Source organism: Bradyrhizobium sp. CCGUVB1N3, from assembly GCF_024199925.1.
Classification (GTDB): domain Bacteria; phylum Pseudomonadota; class Alphaproteobacteria; order Rhizobiales; family Xanthobacteraceae; genus Bradyrhizobium.
The window spans coordinates 192,909-214,100 of sequence record NZ_JANADR010000003.1; the positions used below are offsets into that span (position 1 = coordinate 192,909).

18 protein-coding genes and 1 tRNA gene are annotated in these 21,192 nt (G+C 60.8%); 12 read left to right on the plus strand and 7 right to left on the minus strand.

Annotated features, from left to right (window positions below; translation table 11 throughout):
• The first annotated feature begins 25 nt into the window (after positions 1-25).
• The 5 genes from NLM33_RS49125 (at position 26) to NLM33_RS49145 (ending at position 6,132) form a co-directional block, all read left to right on the plus strand.
• Complete coding sequence (locus NLM33_RS49125) at positions 26-1,294, plus strand: DNA repair exonuclease (RefSeq protein ID WP_254106707.1); 1,269 nt, start codon at positions 26-28, stop codon at positions 1,292-1,294.
• 3 nt (positions 1,295-1,297) lie between these two features.
• Positions 1,298-4,003 carry an AAA family ATPase gene (locus tag NLM33_RS49130; protein WP_254106710.1) on the plus strand — a complete coding sequence of 902 codons (2,706 nt, stop codon included), beginning with the start codon at positions 1,298-1,300 and terminating at the stop codon, positions 4,001-4,003.
• Positions 4,004-4,143: 140 nt separating this feature from the next.
• Positions 4,144-4,710 carry a hypothetical protein gene (locus NLM33_RS49135; RefSeq protein ID WP_254106759.1) on the plus strand — a complete coding sequence of 189 codons (567 nt, stop codon included), beginning with the start codon at positions 4,144-4,146 and terminating at the stop codon, positions 4,708-4,710.
• On the plus strand, positions 4,707-5,411 hold the full coding sequence (locus NLM33_RS49140) for a hypothetical protein (RefSeq protein WP_254106713.1): 705 nt from the start codon (positions 4,707-4,709) through the stop codon (positions 5,409-5,411). Before NLM33_RS49135 ends, NLM33_RS49140 begins: the two co-directional genes overlap by 4 nt.
• A gap of 334 nt (positions 5,412-5,745) precedes the next feature.
• Positions 5,746-6,132 carry a hypothetical protein gene (locus NLM33_RS49145; protein ID WP_254106717.1) on the plus strand — a complete coding sequence of 129 codons (387 nt, stop codon included), beginning with the start codon at positions 5,746-5,748 and terminating at the stop codon, positions 6,130-6,132.
• Between the two features lie 166 nt (positions 6,133-6,298).
• Here NLM33_RS49145 and NLM33_RS49150 read toward each other — a convergent pair whose 3' ends face one another.
• Positions 6,299-6,520, minus strand: coding sequence for a hypothetical protein (locus NLM33_RS49150; protein ID WP_254106719.1), 222 nt, complete (start codon positions 6,518-6,520; stop codon positions 6,299-6,301).
• A 274-nt stretch (positions 6,521-6,794) separates the two neighbouring features.
• Here NLM33_RS49150 and NLM33_RS49155 point away from each other — a divergent pair.
• From NLM33_RS49155 to NLM33_RS49165, 3 genes are all read left to right on the plus strand, one after another.
• Positions 6,795-6,875, plus strand: a tRNA-Ile gene (locus NLM33_RS49155).
• A gap of 696 nt (positions 6,876-7,571) precedes the next feature.
• On the plus strand, positions 7,572-8,618 hold the full coding sequence (locus NLM33_RS49160; protein ID WP_254106721.1) for a hypothetical protein: 1,047 nt from the start codon (positions 7,572-7,574) through the stop codon (positions 8,616-8,618).
• A gap of 75 nt (positions 8,619-8,693) precedes the next feature.
• Positions 8,694-9,839, plus strand: a complete 1,146-nt coding sequence (locus NLM33_RS49165; RefSeq protein ID WP_254106723.1) for a DUF2235 domain-containing protein — start codon at positions 8,694-8,696, stop codon at positions 9,837-9,839.
• Positions 9,840-10,203: 364 nt separating this feature from the next.
• Here the strand turns inward: NLM33_RS49165 and NLM33_RS49170 are convergent, their stop codons facing one another.
• Genes NLM33_RS49170 through NLM33_RS49185 form a run of 4 tightly spaced genes read right to left on the minus strand, consistent with a single transcriptional unit; the run spans position 10,204 to position 12,525 of the window.
• A complete protein-coding gene (locus NLM33_RS49170) occupies positions 10,204-10,407 on the minus strand; it encodes a hypothetical protein (protein ID WP_254106725.1) in 204 nt (67 codons plus the stop codon).
• A complete protein-coding gene (locus NLM33_RS49175) occupies positions 10,370-10,948 on the minus strand; it encodes a DUF4339 domain-containing protein (RefSeq protein ID WP_254106726.1) in 579 nt (192 codons plus the stop codon). Before NLM33_RS49175 ends, NLM33_RS49170 begins: the two co-directional genes overlap by 38 nt.
• Positions 10,949-10,983: 35 nt before the next feature.
• On the minus strand, positions 10,984-11,340 hold the full coding sequence (locus tag NLM33_RS49180) for a KTSC domain-containing protein (RefSeq protein WP_254106728.1): 357 nt from the start codon (positions 11,338-11,340) through the stop codon (positions 10,984-10,986).
• A gap of 9 nt (positions 11,341-11,349) precedes the next feature.
• Positions 11,350-12,525, minus strand: coding sequence for a S1C family serine protease (locus NLM33_RS49185; protein WP_254106731.1), 1,176 nt, complete (start codon positions 12,523-12,525; stop codon positions 11,350-11,352).
• Here NLM33_RS49185 and NLM33_RS49190 point away from each other — a divergent pair.
• Positions 12,497-16,519, plus strand: a complete 4,023-nt coding sequence (locus NLM33_RS49190) for a CHAT domain-containing protein (RefSeq protein WP_254106734.1) — start codon at positions 12,497-12,499, stop codon at positions 16,517-16,519. The two genes, NLM33_RS49185 and NLM33_RS49190, sit on opposite strands and share 29 nt — an antisense overlap.
• Positions 16,520-16,670: 151 nt before the next feature.
• On the opposite strand, the gene NLM33_RS49195 is transcribed toward NLM33_RS49190, so the two are convergent.
• Together NLM33_RS49195 and NLM33_RS49200 are read right to left on the minus strand one after the other, a co-directional pair.
• Positions 16,671-18,197, minus strand: a complete 1,527-nt coding sequence (locus NLM33_RS49195; RefSeq protein ID WP_254106736.1) for a ThiF family adenylyltransferase — start codon at positions 18,195-18,197, stop codon at positions 16,671-16,673.
• The gene (locus tag NLM33_RS49200; protein ID WP_254106737.1) at positions 18,194-19,045 is read right to left on the minus strand and encodes a hypothetical protein; all 852 of its coding nucleotides are present in this window, start codon (positions 19,043-19,045) and stop codon (positions 18,194-18,196) included. Before NLM33_RS49200 ends, NLM33_RS49195 begins: the two co-directional genes overlap by 4 nt.
• Before the next feature lie 174 nt (positions 19,046-19,219).
• Between NLM33_RS49200 and NLM33_RS49205 the strand changes: the two genes are divergently transcribed.
• The 3 genes from NLM33_RS49205 to NLM33_RS49215 all read left to right on the plus strand — a co-directional run bounded on the left by NLM33_RS49205 (position 19,220) and on the right by NLM33_RS49215 (position 20,731).
• Positions 19,220-19,540: a helix-turn-helix domain-containing protein gene (locus NLM33_RS49205; protein WP_254106739.1), complete on the plus strand. Its 321-nt coding sequence runs from the start codon at positions 19,220-19,222 to the stop codon at positions 19,538-19,540.
• A gap of 86 nt (positions 19,541-19,626) precedes the next feature.
• Entirely contained in the window at positions 19,627-20,436 is an 810-nt protein-coding gene (locus NLM33_RS49210; protein ID WP_254106741.1) for an ImmA/IrrE family metallo-endopeptidase, read from the plus strand.
• A gap of 115 nt (positions 20,437-20,551) precedes the next feature.
• Positions 20,552-20,731: a hypothetical protein gene (locus tag NLM33_RS49215; RefSeq protein WP_254106742.1), complete on the plus strand. Its 180-nt coding sequence runs from the start codon at positions 20,552-20,554 to the stop codon at positions 20,729-20,731.
• Positions 20,732-21,192 lie beyond the last annotated feature (461 nt).

The following is a 21,192-nucleotide window of genomic DNA, read 5'->3' on the forward strand; positions in this document are numbered from 1 at the left end:
GGACATAAACAGGGGGTGGGAGACGGTGACGTATCGCTTTGTCCATGCTGCGGATATTCATCTTGATTCACCCCTGCGCTCGCTTGCGCTGCGCCATCCCGACCTGGCGGAGCTGATCGGCAACGCCACCCGGCGCGCCTTCGTCCAGGTGATCGACCTTTGCCTGGACGAGCAGGTCGACGCGCTCCTGATCGCCGGAGATCTCTACGACGGCGATCAGACCTCGATGAAGACGGCGCGCTTCCTCGCCGAACAGCTCCGACGGCTCAGCCAAGCCGGCATTCGAGTCTTCATCATCCGCGGCAACCACGACGCGCTGTCGAAAATCACCAAGGAATTGGTCCTGCCAGATTCCGTAAAGGTCTTCGGCGGGCGAGGGGAGGCAATCGATATTGATCGCGCGCCGGGCCATGTTCCTGTTGTCGTCCACGGCCTGAGCTTCGCGCAACCGCACGCTCCGGAGAGCCTCCTCGGACGATTTCGTCCGGCGGTCGACGGTGCGGTCAATATCGGCCTCCTGCACACGAGCCTCGCAGGAGCTCCGGGACACGATCTCTACGCGCCGTGCAGCATTGCAGATCTCCAGGCGACCGGCTTTCACTATTGGGCCCTCGGTCATGTGCACAAACGCTCGGCTATAAAGGGCGGATGCGCGATCGTAATGCCCGGCATGCCGCAAGGCCGCGACATCAATGAGGCCGGCCCGAAATCGGTGACGCTCGTGACCATCGCCAACGATCGCTCGATTCACGTCGAGGAACGGATCACCAGCGTGGCTCAGTTCGAGCGGATTTCAGTCGACGTGAGCGGCCTGGAAGATTGGCGCGACCTCGTCGCGGCAGTGACCCGGGCACTTGAGAAGGAGCGCGACGCTCTCCGGTCCGAGCACCTGGTCGCCCGCGTGCGCATAACGGGTGCGACGCCGCTGGCATGGCGCATCCGGCGCGACGCGGACTTGCTGAAGACAGAGGCCGACGACAGGGGCTCCGTCATAGGGGGATGCTGGATCGAGCAACTCGAAATCGCCTGCCGGCCGGCCGAGCAGCAGGACCAGACGTCGGGCGATCCGATCAGGGAGCTCCATCGCCTGATCGAAGACGATGTCTTCGGATCGGAGGCGTTTCGAAGCGAACTGATGGGCGTGGCCGAGGAGATCAGGGCTCAGCTTCCGCAAGAGTGTCGTGACCTCTTCGGATCGGACGAAGCCTCTTTCAAGGAGGCGATCGCACGCCTGGCGCGCGAAGGCGCCGAGGGCGTCATGGCGCGTCTCGAGGCTGTCGGCGAGGAGACTTAAGTCATGCGCCTGCGTCGCCTCGACCTTACTCGATACGGCAAGTTCACCGACTGCAGCCTCGACTTCGGCGAGCGGCGCGAAGGAGAGCCGGATCTGCACGTCATTTACGGGCCGAACGAAGCCGGCAAGTCGACCGCTTTCGCGGCCTTTCTCGATCTGCTGTTCGGGATCGGTTCGCAGAGCCCATTCGACTTCATCCATCCATACCCCACGATGCGGATCGGCGCGGCGTTGGACTTGGCTGGCGACACGCGGGAGTTCGCGCGGATCAAACGGCCGCAGAACAGTCTCCTCGACGGAGCCGATCGTGCGTTGCCCGAGGCCGCAATCCGGGCCGAGCTCGGCGGCATCGAGCGCGATGCGTACCGCACCATGTTCTCGCTCGATGATGAGACGCTCGAAAGAGGCGGCGAGAGCATTCTGGCGAGCAGGGGAGATCTCGGACAGTTGCTGTTTTCGGCAAGTGCGGGCCTCTCGCACCTCAGCGACAAGCTCGTCGGCCTCAAGGGGGAAGCGGACGGCTTCTACAAGTATCGCGCCCGCACGGGAGCACTCGCTGATCTGAAAGCGCGGCTGGCAGAACTCAAGGCTGAGCGCGAGCAATTCGACACTCTCGCCTCCGATCACGCCCGGCTCATCGACACGCGCGACCGGGCGTCCCTGCAATATGATGAGGCGGTCGAGGAACGCGGGCGTATCCATCGACGCAGTGATGAGATCGAGCGCTACCTCGCGGCGTTGCCGCGTCTCTCCGCCTTGCGTGGCATCCGCGCGCGACTTGCGCCGCTGGCTGACGTGCCTGCGGACCCGCCGGCATGGGCAGGGGAACTGCCCCAGCTTCGAAAGCAAGAGATCGAGCTCGGAGTCAAAACCAAAGCGATCGCCGAGCAGATCGATCAGCTGGCGATCGAGCTCGCCGAGGTCGTTTTTGATGAGGCCGCGTTGCGCCTCGAGGAGCATGTAGAGCGACTGGCCGACTTGCGTGCCCGCCACGTGACCGCCGACAAGGATATTCCCGAGCGGCGTTTGCAATTGCGTCAGCTCGACCTCGCGATGTCCGGGATCCTGCAGCGGATCGAGCGATCCGAAGAACCTGATCCCAAACGCCTCGTGCTGCCAGCGGCGACCATCGGCCGCTTGCGCGATCTGATCGAATCCCGCTCGGGCATCGAGGGCGCGACGCGCAACGCCGCGCGAGAATTGGACGAGGCGCGGCAACGCCTCGACGAGGCGACGTCGAGACTGCCGGAGAGCGAAGCGGATCCTCACCTGCGTGCCGAACGGGATCGCGCTTTGGCTGAGCTGGCCGTCGTGGTCGAGGCGCTACGCTCCGCCGACCACCATGTTCGGCGCCGGCTTGCAGAGCGTGCCCGCGAGGCCGCGCTCGATCTGCTAACAGATCGACTTGCCGCTTTGGGACCATGGCATGGCACCGTCGATGAGCTTGTCGCCATGCAATGCCCCGGCGCCGAGGCCCTGCAGTATTGGAAGGCAGCGCGAGGCGAGGCGGAGGTTGCAGTACTGCGTCATCAGGGGGAGGTCGAACGGCTGACCACGCTGGTCCGGCACTGTGAAGCTGAAGAAACGAGCTTCGCTTCTACGACCGGCATCGTGTCCGACCACGAAGCTGCCGACATACGGGCGCGGCGTGAGCAAACTTGGGCGGCACATCGGCGCCTGCTGGACGTCGACTCTGCCGACGCCTTCGAGGCGGCGCTGCGTCAGGACGACATCATCAATGCGAGTCGGTTTTCACACATATCAGAGTTGGCGAAGCTGCATCAAAGCGGACAGGCGCTTGCCCTCGCACGAGCGGACCATGACCGCGCTCTCGAGCTCAGCGAGCGCGCCACCGCGGTCCAGGTCGCCTCTCTGGAGGAGGTGGCGCAAAAGATTTCCGATATCGCTCGCCGCGCCGATCTCGTCGAACAGGCAGGGCAGGCGGAGCAGGACATCGTCGAGGCATTGCGCGCGACGGATCTTCAGAGCGCGGAAGCCGCGCTCGATGCAGCAGACAGATCAGCTCTGGAAACCGAACTCGCCGAGTTGACGGCCCGCGCAGACGATCAGGACAAGCGGTGTCACGAGCTGTTCGCGGCGAAGTCGGCGGCCGAAGATCGCGTAGAGGCGATCGGCGGCGATGCGAGAGTCGCCATCATCGAGGAGCGTCGGCGGACGACGCTGCTTGAGATCGAGGATCGCGCGATGCGCTATCTGCAGCTTAGAGCGGGCATCGCGGCCACCCAGCAGGCGCTCGCCACTTATCGCGAACGGCATCGTAGCTCCATGATGACGCGCGCGTCGGAGGCGTTCCGCACCATCAGCCGCGGCGCCTATACGGGGCTCGTCGCCCAGCCTGGCAGGGATGGCGATACATTGATCGCGGTCGCGGCCGAGGGAGGGTCAAAGGCCGCCGACAAACTCTCCAAGGGTACCCGCTTCCAGCTCTATCTTGCACTGCGCGTCGCGGGCTACCACGAGTTCGTGCGGGCTCGCAGCTCGGTCCCCTTCGTCGCGGACGACATCATGGAGACGTTTGATGATTTCCGCGCGGAGGAGGCGTTCCGGCTGTTCGCGGAGATGGCTCAGGTCGGGCAGGTGATCTATCTCACGCACCACCAGCATCTGTGCGAGATCGTCCAGCGTGTCTGTCCGGCAGCGCGCGTCCATCACCTCGATGAAGCGTCGTTGAAGCGCAAAGTGGCTTGAAAGAGACGATTCCGAGCTGACGGTATTTAGGTGCCGCCCCAACGTAGCGTGGAACCGCTGAACACGCCGTTTTGACCCTCCCATCCGAATATGGTTGGGTGTCCCCTGTCCTAGGACAGAGGACAAAGGCGGCGGGGATGATGAAAAGCCAAGATCTGGTCGTTCTACTCAAGCTCGTGAGCCTGGAAGACGACGAACACAATAAGGGCCAGCACCTTGCTCGTCACCGGGGCGAGCAGGGGGACGATCCCTATTCGGTCCGAGGGTTAGAAGCAGCTCTCGGGATCAGCAAGACCGAAATCAGCGCTTCCATCAACCGCAGCTTGGCATCGGGCCTCGCGATCAAGGACCGGAAGACCGGTCGCCCCAAGCCAAATCGGCGTCACTTGCGCGAGTTCATCGTCCATGGTCTGAAGTTCGTCTTTCCCGCCAAACCCGGGTCGATGCAGCGCGGGCTGCCGACGGCGTTCGCCGCGCCCGTCCTCAAGGAATCCCTGCACAGCGCTGGCGACCTCATCAGCGTGTGGCCCTATGCGCGCGGACGAGACCTCGGCCAATCGATCGAACCGCTGTTCAAGACCGTGCCGGAAGCGGTCGAAAAGGACGACGGTCTCTACGCCTATCTCGCTCTCATCGATGCCATACGGCTTGGCAACCAGCGTGAAGCCAGCCTGGCTGCAGACGTGCTCGCAAAGAGGTTGGCATGACCATCCAAGGGCAGCTGAAAGAAATGCTCAAAACCGTCGCCGTGGCTCTCGGCGACGATCTGCGTGAGCGCCTGGTCTTCGTCGGTGGCTGCACGACGGCTCTCTATATCACCGATCCCATAACGCTCGAGGGCGTACGGGCAACGGATGATGTCGATCTCATCGTCGATCTCGCCGGCTTCGCGGCATGGGCTGAACTGATGGACCAATTGCGCCAGCGCGGTTTCGCGGAGGCGCCCGAGGACAACGTCATCTGCCGAATGAAGCTTGGCGAGCTCAAGGTCGATTTCATGCCCGACGATGAAGCGATCCTCGGCTTCAGCAATCGCTGGTACGCGAAGGGCATCGAAACGGCCGTCCCCACGGCGCTTGATGAAGCTCTCGTGATACGGCGCCTTACGCCGCCGCTGTTCGTCGCGACTAAGCTCGAAGCCTACCGCGGGCGCGGCGGCGGCGACCTTATCGGTAGTCGCGACGCCGAGGACATTCTGCTGCTCGTCGACGGACGCGAGGAACTGACTGACGAGGTGGCGGCCGCCGAGCCCGAGATTCGGGACTATATCGCCGAACAGATCACGGAGCTGTTCCTTGCCGATGAAAACTTCGATCATTTTCTCGAAGGCAATATTCGAGGGCCAGAGGGCCGTGCCGACATCGTCAACGATCGCCTCGAGGCGTTAGCTGGTACTGGCCAGCCCTAAGATGCCCTTCGACATCAAATGGCACTCTCAGCAGGGGACGAGAACACCAAGACCGCCGCCATGCTGCACTACCTCAACGACAACCCGTTCTTCCCGAACCACGGCATCCCCTACGGGGGCTGTCAGTTCGTTACCGTCAACGTCAAGGCGCCCACCACGCTCGCCCAGGTCGGCATGTCCTCGCTGCGCGCCACCCACTATCCGATCGAGCGCGAACTGCGCGAGGCCCAGGCATGGGCCCAGGTCCACGCCCAACTCAAGGGACAAGCCATCCTGTTCATGCACTTCGCCGACCGGTCACGGCGCGCTGCACGATTTCGCGTACCACATCGCCATGGCCCTCCCGCGCCTGGCCAAGCTCGCCGACGCCGAGCCGCAGGAGCCGTCCGACTTCGAGACCTACGTCGCCGCACGGCTCGACGGCCGGAAGGCCTCGCCGCTGCTCGACCCGATGCCGCTCGACCAGGCCGTGCGCCTCGTCGAGACCGCCGGCGCCGTCGAGCAATGGGGGCCGAAAATCAATCTCAACACGCTCTCCGACGCCTCGCGCCGCATCGCCGGCGCGCGCGGGTTCGAGGCCATCGCAACCGGCCCCGAGGCGTTCGCCGACCTGCTGCAGAGGCTGCAGGGCAAACGCGGCCGCCACCGCCAGGACGGCGCATGTGTTTCGGCGTGGGGTCTCAACCATGATCGGCGTGGGGGGTCCCATCATTTCAATTAAATAAAATCAATGGCCTGAAGGGGTCCCGACGACGCCGATGGGGGTCATTTTTCAATCAGCATTCACACCAAACTGCGGGCTGGCCGATACGTCTGGCTTTCGTCCGGCTCACTCGCCCGTCATCACGGGGTTCGCTGCCAACGGATGAGCGAGTTGATAAGAGCGATCAAGGCCAGATTGGCAGCATCCAACCATCCCGCGACAACCATGTCAGACCCGCAGAACAAGCCAGAGAAAAGAGGCCGCCCCAAAGCCAGGAGCGGCCGCGGGCGGCGCTGATTGATCGCAAGTAGAGGTAGGCTCCAAGCAGCTTGCCGTAGTTTCTTCTAAAATCGCCATTCAGCAGCGCGATCTTTGATAGCTCAGGCGTATCAACTTCATTCGACATGGGCTGGCTGCGTACGCCGAGACGATAAGCGGCGTGGTAGGCCTCTTCGGTCGCCCTGCGCCCAATTGATGCGTCGCGCCGCTAGGCGCCCTCAGCCATCGGTTTGCGAAGCACGATCCTGACAGTGCCAGTCCTGCGCGATGAGCATATTAAAGCCCTTGCCGCCGTCGCTCTGCCGCGCGGCACCCCGACAAACCCAGCCCCCCTAAGTGGAAGGCGAAGAGTATGGCGCATTTTGCCCGTAGAAGTGCCTTTTGGCCGAACTTCCTGGAAAGGGCCTGCCCTATGCAAGATCGGCTTGGTCCCACCGCTCATAACGGTCTGGTTGCAGGTTCGAGCCCTGCCGGGCCCACCAACGTGATCGATAGCTTACTTCGTTCTTGTTGCCTGCAGCGCGACCGCCGCACCAGAAACCGCACCAGATACGTCCACATTTCGTTCGCGCGGACGAGTCGCGCTCCATTTCCACGGCTACGACCTACCTCGCAGCTGTCACGTCCGCTAAGGGTTCAATCTCGGAAATGGACATTCGGATCTTAATGGTTCGCAAAGCGCCGCAAACAGAAGTCGGCAAAACCACGCGTCGGTGCAAGTGACACGATTTAGAGCACACGCTTGGCCGGCGGCGGCACCCATTGGCCCGTAAGGATTGGCTGGCGCGAAGAATGAAGGCGAAGAATGAAGTGTGAATGGTTGCCTCGCAGCGACGAGCGGCCAATTGGCCTGCATCACTATAACCCGACGATAGCATGACCTGTCGTGAACCCATTTCCATCCTTATTCGAACCGCAGCTGGATCAGGTTCACCCTGAAATATTTGTGATTCTACTTGTGCGTGCGGTCACTAATCGCTACCCTCACCAAATTGGATAGTAGATTTTAGGACGCGTCCTTTGGACGCCAAATGTTGCCTTCGACGCCCAAGGAGCCTAGCCGCTCGCCTCAGCTCTGTGTCGTGTCTTCGTGTAATGAAATGCGGGCAAGTCGCCAAAGCATGAGAACTCATTCTTCTGCGGACATCTCTTTGTAACAATTTTTCCTGGACCGCCACATGGATTTCCTAAAGGATTTTTTTGACGCCGTAGTCCAAGTCATCACCATTATTACGAGTTCATCGTCGACCGCGTCGCTTTCAGCGATCGGCGCTATCTTGCTTCTGCTCACCGCCGTGTTGGCTTACGTTGCCCTGAAAACGCCACCGGAGAAGATCTCTAGGTGGGTATGGGTCGCGCTATTTTTCTCGCTGGTCGGCGGCATGGGATTTTCGGCCGCCGGCCCCGGGCTCGCGCTATTCTACGTCTCGCAGAACACTATCAAGCGCATGGATAGCCAGCTCGCCATCAAGCACCTCGAAGAGAACGCCGAGGTCAACTACCTGGTGCGTCTCGTGCCTTACGACCCCGTCTCGGGGGCAGCGCTCGCTCTGGAGCGCATCGAGAACCTGGGTCCCAAGGAACAGGTCTACTCCTTCGTCGCCAGCTATGACGAGCTGGTTGGTTACACCGCGAGCGAGGCCGTCCGAAAAGTCGGGGGCCTATTTAAGCCGGGCAACCATATATCGGCGGTGATTTTTCCGCTGCTTGGCCAGCAACTATACCCGGCCAATGCGCGCGGATTGCTGCAGGTCATCAGCGACGTCGAACAGCGTAAGGACATCCCTGAAATAAAAGAGCGATTCCTGGTCGGCGGGCGTAGCCTTACGAAAGAAGACAAAGACGAGCTGAAATCGACCGACGAATACGCCTATCAGCTAAAGAATTTCGTAACCCAGTACGCTCACTACTGCGAGCTCGCTTACACCTTCAAATGCGACCAGAACAATCTATATTCCGCCCGAACCTACATCGGTGGTCTCTCGCGAGACTGGCACCCCCTCGGGTTCTCACAAATGAAGCTCGATAGCGATCCCTGCGCCAAGCCAGTGAAAGCGTACTGCGAGTTCGATGATTGGAAGAAAATGGCCTCGCTTGACAAGAAAGATTTTGGCGCGCGTGTATTCTTGATCCGGAATCTAGAGATCGCAAAAATACCGGGGCGGATCCTTCTCGATTTCGATAAACCGAGCGAGCAGCTGATTCCCGACATTGGCACGCGATAGGCGGGCGCGGCGCTCGACACGCCGGCGCATTTCAAGCTGCGGTGTCATCCTTAACCAAGACAATGGGATACAATGATGAAGCGCATTATCGTTTGCTGCGATGGTACCTGGAATGCGGACGACACCCAGACCGATGACACAAACGTCGCGCTTCTCGCGCGATCAATCCATGGCTCCCTGCAGACCGGTGGCACGCTGCAAATCGTCCTCTATTTGCGGGGCGTAGGAACGACAGGCCTAAAGCTCGAGAGCTGGATCGAAGGCGCCACCGGCATCGGCGTCGATGACAATATCCGCTCCGCTTATCAATTCATCGCGCAGAACTATCTGCCCGGCGACGAGATCTATTTGTTCGGGTTCTCGCGCGGTGCGTTTACCGCCCGCAGTCTTGCGGGCCTAATCTCGGCTTGCGGTATTCTGTTTCGCCAGTCGTTGGGCGCCCTGCCTGATGCCTGGAAATACTACCGCAGCCCGAAACCTCACTCGCCCAAGGCCTTCGCCGATGCGTACAAGGTGAAGAGCCACCTGGAGCCTAGTATAGCCTTCCTCGGGGTCTGGGACACTGTGGGAAGCCTTGGCATACCGGGCAGCCTTCTGGCAGCCAGCAACAAGGAGAAGTTCGCGTTTCACGATACGACCCCGTCGCCGTTCGTGAAGCACGCCGTGCATGCTCTCGCCATTGATGAGCACCGGCACGACTTCACGCCCACGTTCTGGACTGGCGACGTGCCCGCAGGCGTGACGATCCAACAGGTCTGGTTTGCCGGTGCTCACTCGGACGTCGGCGGCGGCTACAACACCCGAACCCTTGCCGACATCCCGCTGGTTTGGATGGTCAAGCAGGCCGAAGGGGTTGGCCTTGCCCTGGACTGGACCTGCCTTCCCGATCCCACCATGCTCGACCCGACAGCGCCCTCACATGACTCCTCTTCGGGCCTATTCGCGCTGGACCGTTACCATCCGACCATCCGGGACGTGGGAATGAAGAAGTGCATAGTGAAGCTCAACGAAAGCCTTTACTGCGCTCTCGATGAAAACGGTAAGCCGACCACCACGATCAATGAGGGCGTCCACCGCAGTGTTCTGACGCGCTACTCGGGCTCTTCACAGATCTGTTCCGACGACGCCAAAGGCGTTTGTAGTCTGGGGCCGTATAAGCCGGAAAACTTGGCGCCCTTGTTCAACGGCGGCACATTCGCCGGTCTGCCTATTGTCGACTAAAACTGGGCCGAGAGCCCCACCGCCGGGGGGCTCGGCCGGGGCACCAGCAAGGTAGGGGGCGATACGCGAGTTAACGAAGCTCAGCGCCATACGTCCCGACGCAACGATAGAATTGTGGATTTATGGTGCGCTCGGAGCGCGCACTCATTTGACGTGATTTCAATGGGTTACGGAGTCAAGCAAGGGGTATAGGTGCATTTCAAACGCAAAAGTACTTTTCGAAAAGCTCCGACGGAACGGCTTGACTGCAAGCACTCCGAAGAGATCGCTGCGAGAGGGCCGACTCCGGCGCATCGGGCGCAAGCCCGCCAGTATTTCTTCCAATTTGATCGAGTAGAATGCCTTCAACCAGACGACGCTGCGGTCAGACGTGCTCAAACATCCAGAATGCCAGCATGCGCGCACCGTAGGTAAGGGCGATACCTGTGAGCATCATCCCGATCGCGCTCCAGTCGCTGTTGAAGAGCGAGGCCAGGAGCGCCACCGGCACGACGCCGACACCAAATAAGCACATGCCGATGATAATGGATTTAAGTCCCCAGTAAAAATAAGCACTGAGCAGCCCCATCATCCAGATGGCAAGTGCCGAAAATGTAAGATGTTGAGAAAAAACCGACAGCGCTTATGATGCGGGTTCGTCGAAACACGGCGAGCGGCGCCAGGATCACGATAGAGATCACGATGGCCCATTGCGCAGCCAGGATTGCGTAACGGAGCAGATGCTCGGAGGCCCAGGTGGCGCCGTAGAAGACCATCATGGTCAATGCGACGAGCCCGATCCCGATTCCGCCGGCCAGCAGGACCCCACCGATTGCCTGTAACGTCTCCTTGGCCCGGGTTGCGGTTCTTGTCGCTGCACCGCGACTTGGCTCGTCGGCACTCAGCGGCAGAACAGGCCGGAGCTCGAGCTCCGGTGGCGGCAAAGGTACGGCAGGAGGCGGCGGGAGCAGTTCCTCGACCTGCGAGACCTTCTTCCAGGCATCAAACCCGGCCTGCCAAACGAAGACATCGCCGGGCCGAGCCATCTCTCGCAAGAGACCGATCAGACGGTCGCGCGCCAGTGGACCGATGGTCTGTCGGTTCTCATCGACATAGTACCAGGCGGACATCCAGCCCTCCTTCGTTCGCGCACGGCGCGATAAAATCAATATTCGGGCACGGGGTGCGTGCGGCAATCGAAGGGGCCATCGCGACCCGTTCCCTTGATATGCTGGTTATAAAAGCTGCCCATCGATGGCGCGTCGAGGAACGCGCTGAATGTGGCGGGCGGCAACTCGCAATAATGGTAGTAGGTCGTATTGAGACGGATGATCATATACTGCTTGGCGCGGTCGTAGCACACACGAGTGATGAAGCTGCTGCGACTTATATCGTTGCACGCAAAGGTCTTAAGATCGACCGGACCGCGATATTTAACGTCGACCGTCTCGCCATGGGACGGCAGGAGATAGAAGGCGAGCAGCAAGAGTGCGGCCAGGATGAAGCTTCGTTGTGCGCGCAACGCTGATCCTCAATAGCGGGTACCGGGGATGTATTTTTCCAGGCGCGAGGGTGTCAGCTTGCCGTCGGGATGATAGCCGACGAGATCGATCTTACCGTCGAAATCAACGTCGTGAAAAGAGATGTCCCATTTCTGGTCGCGGTTGCGGTCCTCGACGGAGATATCGGTCTTGCCATCAAAGTTCGTGTCGAGATGCGCCGAGATGGGCTTGGTACGGTCGTCGGGCGTGACAAAGGAATAGTCCGGTTTGCCATCGCAGTTCGTGTCGTACTGAACCAGTGTCGCGATCTCTTGCCGGTCCCTTCCCTCATAGAGCTTTACGGACTTGCAGGTCGCCGGCGGCTTGATCGGGATCGGCTGCCCGGCTTTTGCGAGAAAGGCCTGCACGTCGGCAATCGAGATCGCGAAGTTGAGCGCCTCGCCTTTGGCTTTGAACGCATTACCGCCGATCAGCTTGCCGTCATCGGAGAGCAACGGCCCTCCTGAGTTTCCGGGGTTGATGGGCGTCTGGGTCTGGATCACGCTAGCTTTGTGGGATCCTTCTTCGTCCCGCCATTCATAATCCTTGCGGTATTGGCTGATGAAGCCCTTGGTGTAAGTCCAGGCTTCGCCGGTGGGATGCCCGATGGCGTGCACATCGGCGCCCACCTGAATGTCGGACTCCGCCCCCAGCATGATGGGTTTAACATCGCGGGGTAAGGCTGCAACACGCAAGAGAGCCAGGTCGCGGCCAGGATCGATCTTGATCACGTCGGCGATCTCGATGTCGGCCTCGGACGGCTTGCTGCCTTCGGCCGGAGGCTTAAAGACGAGACCAACCTTTTGAAAGCCTTTCACGACGTGCCAGTTGGTCAGCACACTGTCGCCGCTCCCGATAAAGGAGCCTGAACCTATGCCGTCGTCGGTAGCGACAATGACGACGGACGGCGAGAGGGCGCGATAGATCTCGGACTCATGGCGGCCGCGTCCGCTGTAAGGCGCGTCACCCAGCTTGGTCCCCGCATATTTGGTGACGGCCTTAGCCGAGAGGCCGCCCAGGTCGTAAAGTTCGGGGCTGTTCTCGACCGAGATCATGCTAGCGTTGTCGGGGGATGCAGGAAGAGCCATGCCAATCAGGCTCTCCTGCGCCATGGCAGGATCCGCGAGAACGACGGCAATGACGGCTGACAACGCGGCGCGCTTCATACGAAAGGGCCCCCCTGCCCTGATGTCGGTGCTGGCAGCGATGCTGCTCTGCACAATCCTCCAACTCATTCCCGTCTCACGAGCATTTTCACAGCCCGCACCGGATTTGGAAAGCCGAAAACAGGCTGCCTACCAGAAATTTCATCAGGGTAAGGTGCGCGAGGCGGCGCGGGAGATTGCAGAGCTTGCCGAGCAGGAGACCGACAAGCGCGCGAAAGCCTATCTACTTCGCGATCTGACGGAGATCTGCTCGACAGCTTACGAACTCGGTTGCGCCCTAGAGTCCGAAGTCGCAGCGTATGAGATCGTCAAGGACGACAAGTCGCTCAATCCGCTCTTTTCAGATCTTTACGCCTATTTCGTGCGTGCGCAGGTTTGGGCCAACAATCCTGAAATCCTGAAAGGCATTTTCAAAGACAACAAAGTCGCGTTCAACCCGGCGGCGACACCCTACCCGGCAGCATCCGCCAATCTGGCCGCCGTCATTTATTTTCTCCGCGCGAACGATATGCGGCTTGTCGAAAAGGCCTACTCGAGCGCTGTCATCAGTCTTTTGTTGATCGATCCGAAGGACAAATACAGCATCTGCAAGATACTCGCCGAGTTGCTCGAATCTCTCGTCACGCAGCAGGACATTGCGAGCGCACAAACGCTTGCGCGTCTTATTGACCCCTACATGTCCGCCAACCTCAATCATGAAGGGCCGATCTTCGCCAACTACATGATAATCGTTACGAAGCTGTACGCTATGACTACGCGCTCGAAGCAGGTCGCGGGATTTCTCGAGGAAGGGATCCGGCTTAACGAGCGTCTCGATATTAATGAGAACGTGAAGCTGTACCGGACATCGACGAGCAACAGCCTGGCGTCCCTCTCGACCCTCTTCGAGGGTACGCCTGACGAGGCGGCGGCCATCCATGCGCGTCACCCTCTACAATCGCAGCGAGAGGCAATTCTTGCGCGCGGTCATTTTGATAACCTGCAGGAGTTTTACTTTGCGCTGTCGGACTTGCTGATCGACAGTTTCAAGGATCACGCGCGCATGCAGGTCTGGAAACCGCTCTTTGGTTCGCTCCCTGAAGCGTGGCAGCTAAAGGGGTTGATTGAAGAAGACATCGAATCTTATCGCCATTTTGCGCTTGGGCTCATTGCTGCAGAGAATTCGAAGGCCGAAGCAGCCGCTCTCGTGCAGACGGCGGCCCGGGAACGTATCGAGGTTTTCGAGACGTTTCTGAAGCAACGCTATGAAGGGTTTCAGCTTCCGACTCTCGTCGATCTGCTGATGATCGAGTCCGCCCTCACAACACTGGCCGAGTATCCACCGGCGGATGCGGCCGATCTTGCGCTGAAGGGCAGCGAGATGTTGGCACGCACGCTACGACATCAGACCAGCGACTTTGCCGTGCTGATCGGCGCGCAAAAGACTGAGCGGGCCCGCGCGGCGGTGCGTTCCTACTACCTTCTCCTTCAGCAAAAACGGCAATGGGAGTTCGATCAGATCAAGCTTCTCATGGCCGGCGGCAAGAAAGAGGCCGGGTATCTGATCACGACCTACGCACATCTGACAGAGACGGTCACGCAGCTTGGTGACGCAATCGCAAAGGGTGAGGACTACGCCAAAACAATCGGCTATCCACGTGTAGCGCAGATTCAGTCGGTCCTGCAGCCCAACGAGGTCTTCTTGACCTACTTTCTGACGCTCAAGGGCATGGGGCGGCTCTGCATCTCCGGATCGACCGTGGTCCATTCGGTATCGGATGTTGACCCGCAGCAAGCGCTCCGGGATGCCAAGCTCTTGCGTCTGGCGCTGACGCAGGAGCGCGCGGCCGACGAGGCGCTCGACAGCCAGTACCCGGTCGAGGCGGCCGTACGGCTGAAGGATCTCATGTTCAAGGGCCTTGAGGGCTGCATAAGGCCCGGCGCGTTGGTCAATGTCGCACCTCCTGATGAGCTCGCGGGCATTCCATTTGCGGCGTTGCTGGAGGAAGCGCCTCCCCAGATGGGCGATGGCTATGATCTCGCGGCGGCGCGCTGGCTCGGCAAGACATACCGCTTCGCCACGACCATTTCGGCGCGTCACTTCCTCGGTATGCGGGCGTCCGTCACCAATCAACACGCCCCGCTTCCCTATTTGGGGATTGGCAACCCCTCGCTCGCGAGCGTCGCCGCCCAGGCGAGCCTTACCCGCGGTGCCGCCACGAATAACTCCCTACGCGGCGCCCTGAGCGAACTTGGATCGCTGCCGGAGACAGAAGATGAGATCCTCAATGTCGCGAAGCTGCTGAAGGCACGGAAAGAGGATGTTCTACTCGGTGCCGGTGCGTCCGAAGAAGATGTCCGCAGCAAGGATCTCGGCAAATACGACGTCATCCATTTTGCGACCCACGGATTGTTGCGCAATGATCTGCCGGGCCTGAACGAGCCATCCCTTGTTCTGACGCCGAATGACGTTTCTGACAGTTTCGACGATGGTCTGCTGACGGCGTCCGAAATTACCCGGCTCCCGCTCGATGCGCGGCTGGTTGTGCTGTCGGCCTGCAATACAGCGCGCATCGATACCTCCGCCGCCAATCTCGGCATCACCGATCTTGCGGCAGCCTTCTCGGTGGCGGGTACGCCAACCTTGCTCGCCTCCCTCTGGACGGTTGAAACCAACGCGACCCATGATCTGATGCTCGAATTCTTTCAGTCCTGGAATGCGCAGCAGCACAAGAGCGCGTCCTTTGCGCTTTTTGAGGGCATCGAGCACTATCTCGCCAAGGCCGATAGAGCTCATCACCATCCTCGGTTCTGGGCGCCCTTCATCGTATTCGGCTATGGGGCAAGCCTGACCGAACAGGGTGATCCTCCCGCCGCGCTGACCTTCGATTATACGCACTTAAATAGCGACGATGTCGGTGAGGTTTTCGATGCGAAGCCGCTTGCCGGTCGGCTGCTGCTCTCAGTCATGGGCGACTGGGACGGAAAGTCGATGGCAAGCGTCATCAGGGAGGCGGGACCGAAGTCGTCGTCGTCCTTTCCTACGTCCCATGAAATCGCCGCCGGCAACCTCCTTATCGATCAATCGCAGGTCTATGCCTTTGGCTACAAGACATCAGAACACCCTTACCCGATCGTCAGACGATTTACCCCGGATGGAGTGGAGGTCTGGAAGAAGGAATGGCCTGATCTTGCGAATAATATGTCCTTCGGTTCAGTAACGTCCGGCAACCACATCGTGATGCTGTCGGGATCCAGCCTGTCGTCGACGGACGAGCGCATTGCGCACATCGTCCGCTTCGATCGCGACGGCAACGAGATGGCGCGCAGGGACATCGAGGTTGGGCAGTCTGCGTTCATCATCGGCCGATGGGCGCTCTTGTCGAAGATCGGTCCGGATCTCGCACTGATCATCAATTCACGACAGTTTGGCAATTTCGGCTCAAGCGAGGCTTTATTCGGTCTGCCGACATTGTGCCAAGGCCCGCAACAAGCAACAATCTATCGGCTGGATGCTGCAACCTTGGATGTGAAGAGCACATCCACACTTCCGGATTTTCAAGTCTTTGCCGCGGAGGCCGGCGAGAGCCAACTCAGGATCGCAGGTCAAGTGCACGGACCATGCGAGGAAGGCGGCAAAGGGCTTCTTCTCAGCGTGACCCCGGAACTGACATCGACGACGCTCTGGAAAGATGACGATGCATTCCCATCGAGTGTTCAGTCACTGGCAACATCCGGTGACCAAACCGTATTCACGGTCAAACGGCAACGGCCGATTGGCGTGCGACGCCTCAATACGGCCGCGCCTGAGATCACAACCAAGCGATGGGGCGATGCCGGTGATGAATTGCTTGAATTCTCTGTTCTCAACCTTGGCACTGACGGGAGTGCCACCTCGCTCTTTAACTCTGCCTTCGGCCTAAGCGCTTTCGCTCAGGGTATTGTGCTCAACGCAGGCAAGCCCGTGATCTTTGGCAGTCTCGGCGGGCGGGCAGCGATTTCCGCAGTTCCTTAGGGCCCCGTTGCAAGCATTCACGCCAGTCCGATGGCAGGCAGCTTCGATCACCGGCAATTCAGCACAACCTTTGAGACGGCAATGCCCTGCTGCATCGCCGCTTCTCGGCATCTGTTTTCCATTCAACGGTGATTGTCCTGTAGGCCAGGGTTTATCTGCGAGTGATCCACTTGGTCGGCTTGAGGTGATCAACGGCAGCTCGCAAGGCCGTCCGTACGCGCTCACCAACGCTGCGCCGCGCCGTCGGCGGCTCGTCGATGCGCTCGACCGTCGCGTCTCTGCCTGGCGGCTTGGGACCGGTGACGTCGATCTTGGAGTGGTCGCCCTGCGCGATGAGGGTCGGGAACAGGCACTCTGGCTGGCAGGTACCCCACTTCGGCGGCTCCATGTGCGCGCCGACGAAGTGGTAGAGTTGCTCGCCGGGATTGGCGCGTCCGAGAGGGGCAACGACCATCGCAAGCATCTGCAGCATTTGCTGGGCGGCACACGCCATCGAGAACGCAAACACGTTCTCGCTCACGCGCAACGGATGGTCCTTGGCCAGGTTCTGGATGTAAGTCGGATCGTCCAGGCGGCCCTCGCGTTCAAGCTGAACGAGGCCGGTGTCGTATTGGCCGATGCACTCCATACACCGGTGGTCGGCCGTGACGGTGTGCGCCCGCCAGTCGGCCGCCGTGAGCTCGTCTTTGCGGTTCTTCCGGACAGAGATTCCGCCGTCGATAACTGGGATCAAGTGCGCGTAGGCGATGAAGTTGAGGACGTGGCGCCCCCAGGGACGGTCGACGCACGAGAACAGCACGTCGCAATCGAGCGCGGCGCGGAATCCCTCCTCCTCGTAGACCGCGAAGGGCACGGGAATCGCCTCGAACCGGCGCGCGGTCGCGACCTCGCGCAGGCGATCACCCAGCGCGACGGCCTTGAGCTGGTGGATAATCCGCCGAGTCGCGTAGAGGAGGCGGTCGAGGTTTTTGCGCTCAATGCGGTCGTAGTCGATGACGATCACGTCCTCGCAGCCGGTGCGCGCCAAGCCTTCGGCAATGAAGCTGCCGACGCTACCAGCACCGATGACTCCGACGCGCAGCCGAGCAAGGTGCTGTTGCGCCCGCTCGCCCCATGCCGAGACGGTCCGAATCTGCTCGCCGGTCGTGGCTGGTGGCGGCGCGAGCTTGTTCATGTAGGTGACCTGAAGGCGGTCGCCGACCACGCGAACCGTAGCGCAATCGCGGCGGGCGTATCGACGGGGGCCGACACGCTCCCAGAACCTGGCACTCCACGCGCCATCAGCGGCCACGGTCAAGCCGACGAATGACAAGCGTGTCGCGCCGTAGACAGCGGCCGCGTTGCCCTGCTCGGCGGCAATGTCGTCGGAACTCATGTCTTGCCATTGCCGGCCGAGCGGATGGCTGTGGAGCAACGCAAGCCCGGCGCCGGCCTTCGCCGCCTCGGTCATTGCACGCTGCAAGTAAGTGGCGTGAAAGCTCACGTTGCCGTGGACGGTGCGGTCACCTTCGCGCGGCAGGATCAAGGTCTCGATCAACGCGGTCATGCGCGTGCAGCCCCGGCTCGGGCGCCAGAGCGCGAAGGTGAGGTCCTCCTGGCCGTCAGCGCGCAGGAGATGCCGACGCGCTGACTCGTGGACCGTTGTCGTCATGGCGACGCTGTGCGTGGCCTGGCTCACTGCGTGTCCCACAGGCGCCAGATGTGACTCATGTAGACCGCGACGGTCTTCTTGGTCTTGGCCCAGTCCTTGAACGGCCGCGACCAGTACTCCCACGCGCCGCCTGTGGCCTTGAACGGGACCGGGCTGTCGCTGATCGCGCCGGTCGGGTGCTGCTGCCCAGTCGGGTTCGGGTGGAAGCGGGGCGACACGTTCGGGCCGCCAGGAGGTGTCAGCGGGAAGTCGGCCGGGATGACGAGCCCGATGCGCACCTTAGTGCCGGCGTACTTGCCGGTCTCGATCCTGTAGTCGAAGGCCACATGGTCGGTCGTGCCCGCCACGACCGTCGGCGCGCAGCCGAGCTTGGTGAGCTCGGCGACGAACCGCTCGGTGCCGACCAGAGTGCGGCCGTCCGAGACCGGCGTCGGGCCGACGGTCACGATCTGGAACCGCTCGCAGTCGTGCAGCCTGATCGGTTCGTTGCCCTTGCCCTCGAAGCTGACCGACTTGTTACCGACGATCTCGACCAGGTAGCTGTCGGCCGGGTCGCGACCGCCGAACTCCTTGATGATCTCGTTCGGCGTCCATTCGACCCGCTTGGTGCTGAACTCCTCACCGTCCACCTCGAAGTGGATAACGTGGTCGTGGCGCGTCCTCTCGAGATCGGTCTCGGCCTCCTCGAGCTTGTGGGTCGCCTCCTCTAAGTCAGCGAGGCCGTGTTTGACCTCTTGCTCGGACTCGGTGACCTTCTCCTTGGCAGCCTTGACGGCCGCCAAAGCGGCCTGCTCGGCGTCGTCGCCACAGCCCTCGCGGCCGTGGCCCGGCAGATCGGGCGGAGAGGTATCCTGTGATTCTGGAGGGGTATTCATGGTTGTTTCTTTCGTAGTTTCAGATTGATAGGTCGTCCGGCTAGGAAGACCCTGTCCGTATAGATATATCGAACGTTGCCGTTTGTCAATCGACGTGGTACGACTGCGTTCGCCATTGAAAACGCGCCGCCGCGCGGTCGTGAGCAAATCCCGATTCAATAGAAAGTCTAACGAATGAGCTTGGGCGCACGCCTCAAGGAGCTGCGAGTCCAGCGGAACCAGTCGCTGCAGGATGTCGCCGACGCCGTTGGAGCGTCGAAGGCGCACATCTGGGAAATCGAGCGCGGTGGGAGCAAGAACCCGACGATGGACCTTCTCACCAAGTTGGCATCGCACCTCGGCGTCTCGGTTGCCTATCTCGTCGGCGAGCAAGCAAACCAGAAGGACGCCGAGGCTGTGGCCATGTTCCACAAATTCAGGAGTCTGGACGACAGCGACCGCGAGGCCATCAACCGGCTCATGGAGCATTTGAAGAAGAAGGAAGGCGGTGGCTGATGCCCATCTCGCGAATGGACATTGACGGAAGGGGGTCGGGCTCGCCGATGGGTATCGTGGGGTTGATCTTAAAGCATGAGCCCGACATGCGCCCGCCGATCCCGATTGAACGATTGTGCGCGCAACTCGACATCGTGGCGATCGAGGAGCACGACAGCGACAACTTTGAGGGCGTCCTCGTCACCGATGTCAACAAGCACTCAGGCTCAATTGGTCATAAGCGCGGACGTCCGCGTCAGCGAAGCCGGTTCACGATTGCACATGAGCTCGGGCACTTCTTAATAGCGACGCACAAGCCGCTGTCGCCCGACGGTTTCCGGTGCACGCGCGCCGACATGTACATACGCGACGCCGCCGAGGCGGACCGGCGCGGACGCATGGAGGTCGAGGCGAACCAGTTCGCGTCCCTCATGCTGATGCCGCCCCCCTTCCTCCGCCAGGCGTTCAAGACCCAGGGCGAGCCAAACCTCCGGCACGTTCCGGCAATGGCGGTCGATTTCGACGTGAGCAAGGAGGCGATGGCCCGCGCCTATGCCGAGAACCATCCTGAGCCGCTCGCCATCGTGATCACTCAAAATGGACGCATCCTGCGCTCATATCGGAATCGCATCCGGTTTCCGTTTATCCAGCCGCGTAGTGGCGATGCGGTCCCGCGAGGATCACTATTCCATCGCGGCAACCATCAGCGCGGTGCGGCTTCGGCCACTGAGGAGTGCGTGCCCGACCTGTGGATCGAGGTCAAACGCGGGGAGCGGGCGCCGACAGTGTACGAGCAGGTCCTTCTCCAACAGGAGGGGTTCGCGATGATCATGCTTCATCTTGAACAGGCCGAAGAAGGGGACGAGGAAGAGGAGCGCGATCTAGAACGCAGTTGGCAACCGAGATTTCGCCGCTAGCCCCGCTTGCCTCACTCCACCAGAGGACGCACCCTGACAAGGACTTCGCACAGTCCGAGCGACGCCGTGACGCAGTCGGTCAAACGCGAGGGCTGCCGGCGGAGCCCACTGATCCTTGATCGAAGAGCGCGACCTGATCGCCCCAACAGTGCCCGCCCGCCAGCAGCCTCTCGATCCGCTCTCTCACACAGTCTGGCTTGCGGCTGTGCTCGCGTCGCTCGCCCCCCGGACAGGTAAGTTGTTCGTCGTCACGGTCGAATCCCGATTGCCGCCGAAGATCGGTGGCCTAGACTGATAATACCTGCGGTAGATGTTGGCTGAAATGCGAACAGCTTTTCAGCGTGGGCTATCAAGGCCTGCCCGCGAACTCGGCCTCGTTATCATCCCCCTTTTCGGCTTTCAGCCTTACCGCTGCGTCGTATTCGGGGCGGTCGCGCATGGAATATGTTTCTAAAGCAAGTTCGGGCTATCTATTAGGAGAAGCCCTCCCTCCCGAAAATGTCCATGCCCATCCAGGGGGTCAGGGCCGCCCTAAGCGCCTATGAGGCAAGTGTGACTAGAAAAGCGGTCTCTGCGGGATCTCCAAATCCTGCTGCCGAGATTCAAACATCTTCGGCTCCTGAATAGCAGTGTGTTTCGGCGTGGGGTCTCAACCATGATCGGCATGGGGGTCCCATCGTTTCAATTCAATGAAATCAATGGCCTGAAGGGGTCCCGACGACGCCGATGGGGGTCATTTTTCGATCAGCATTCACA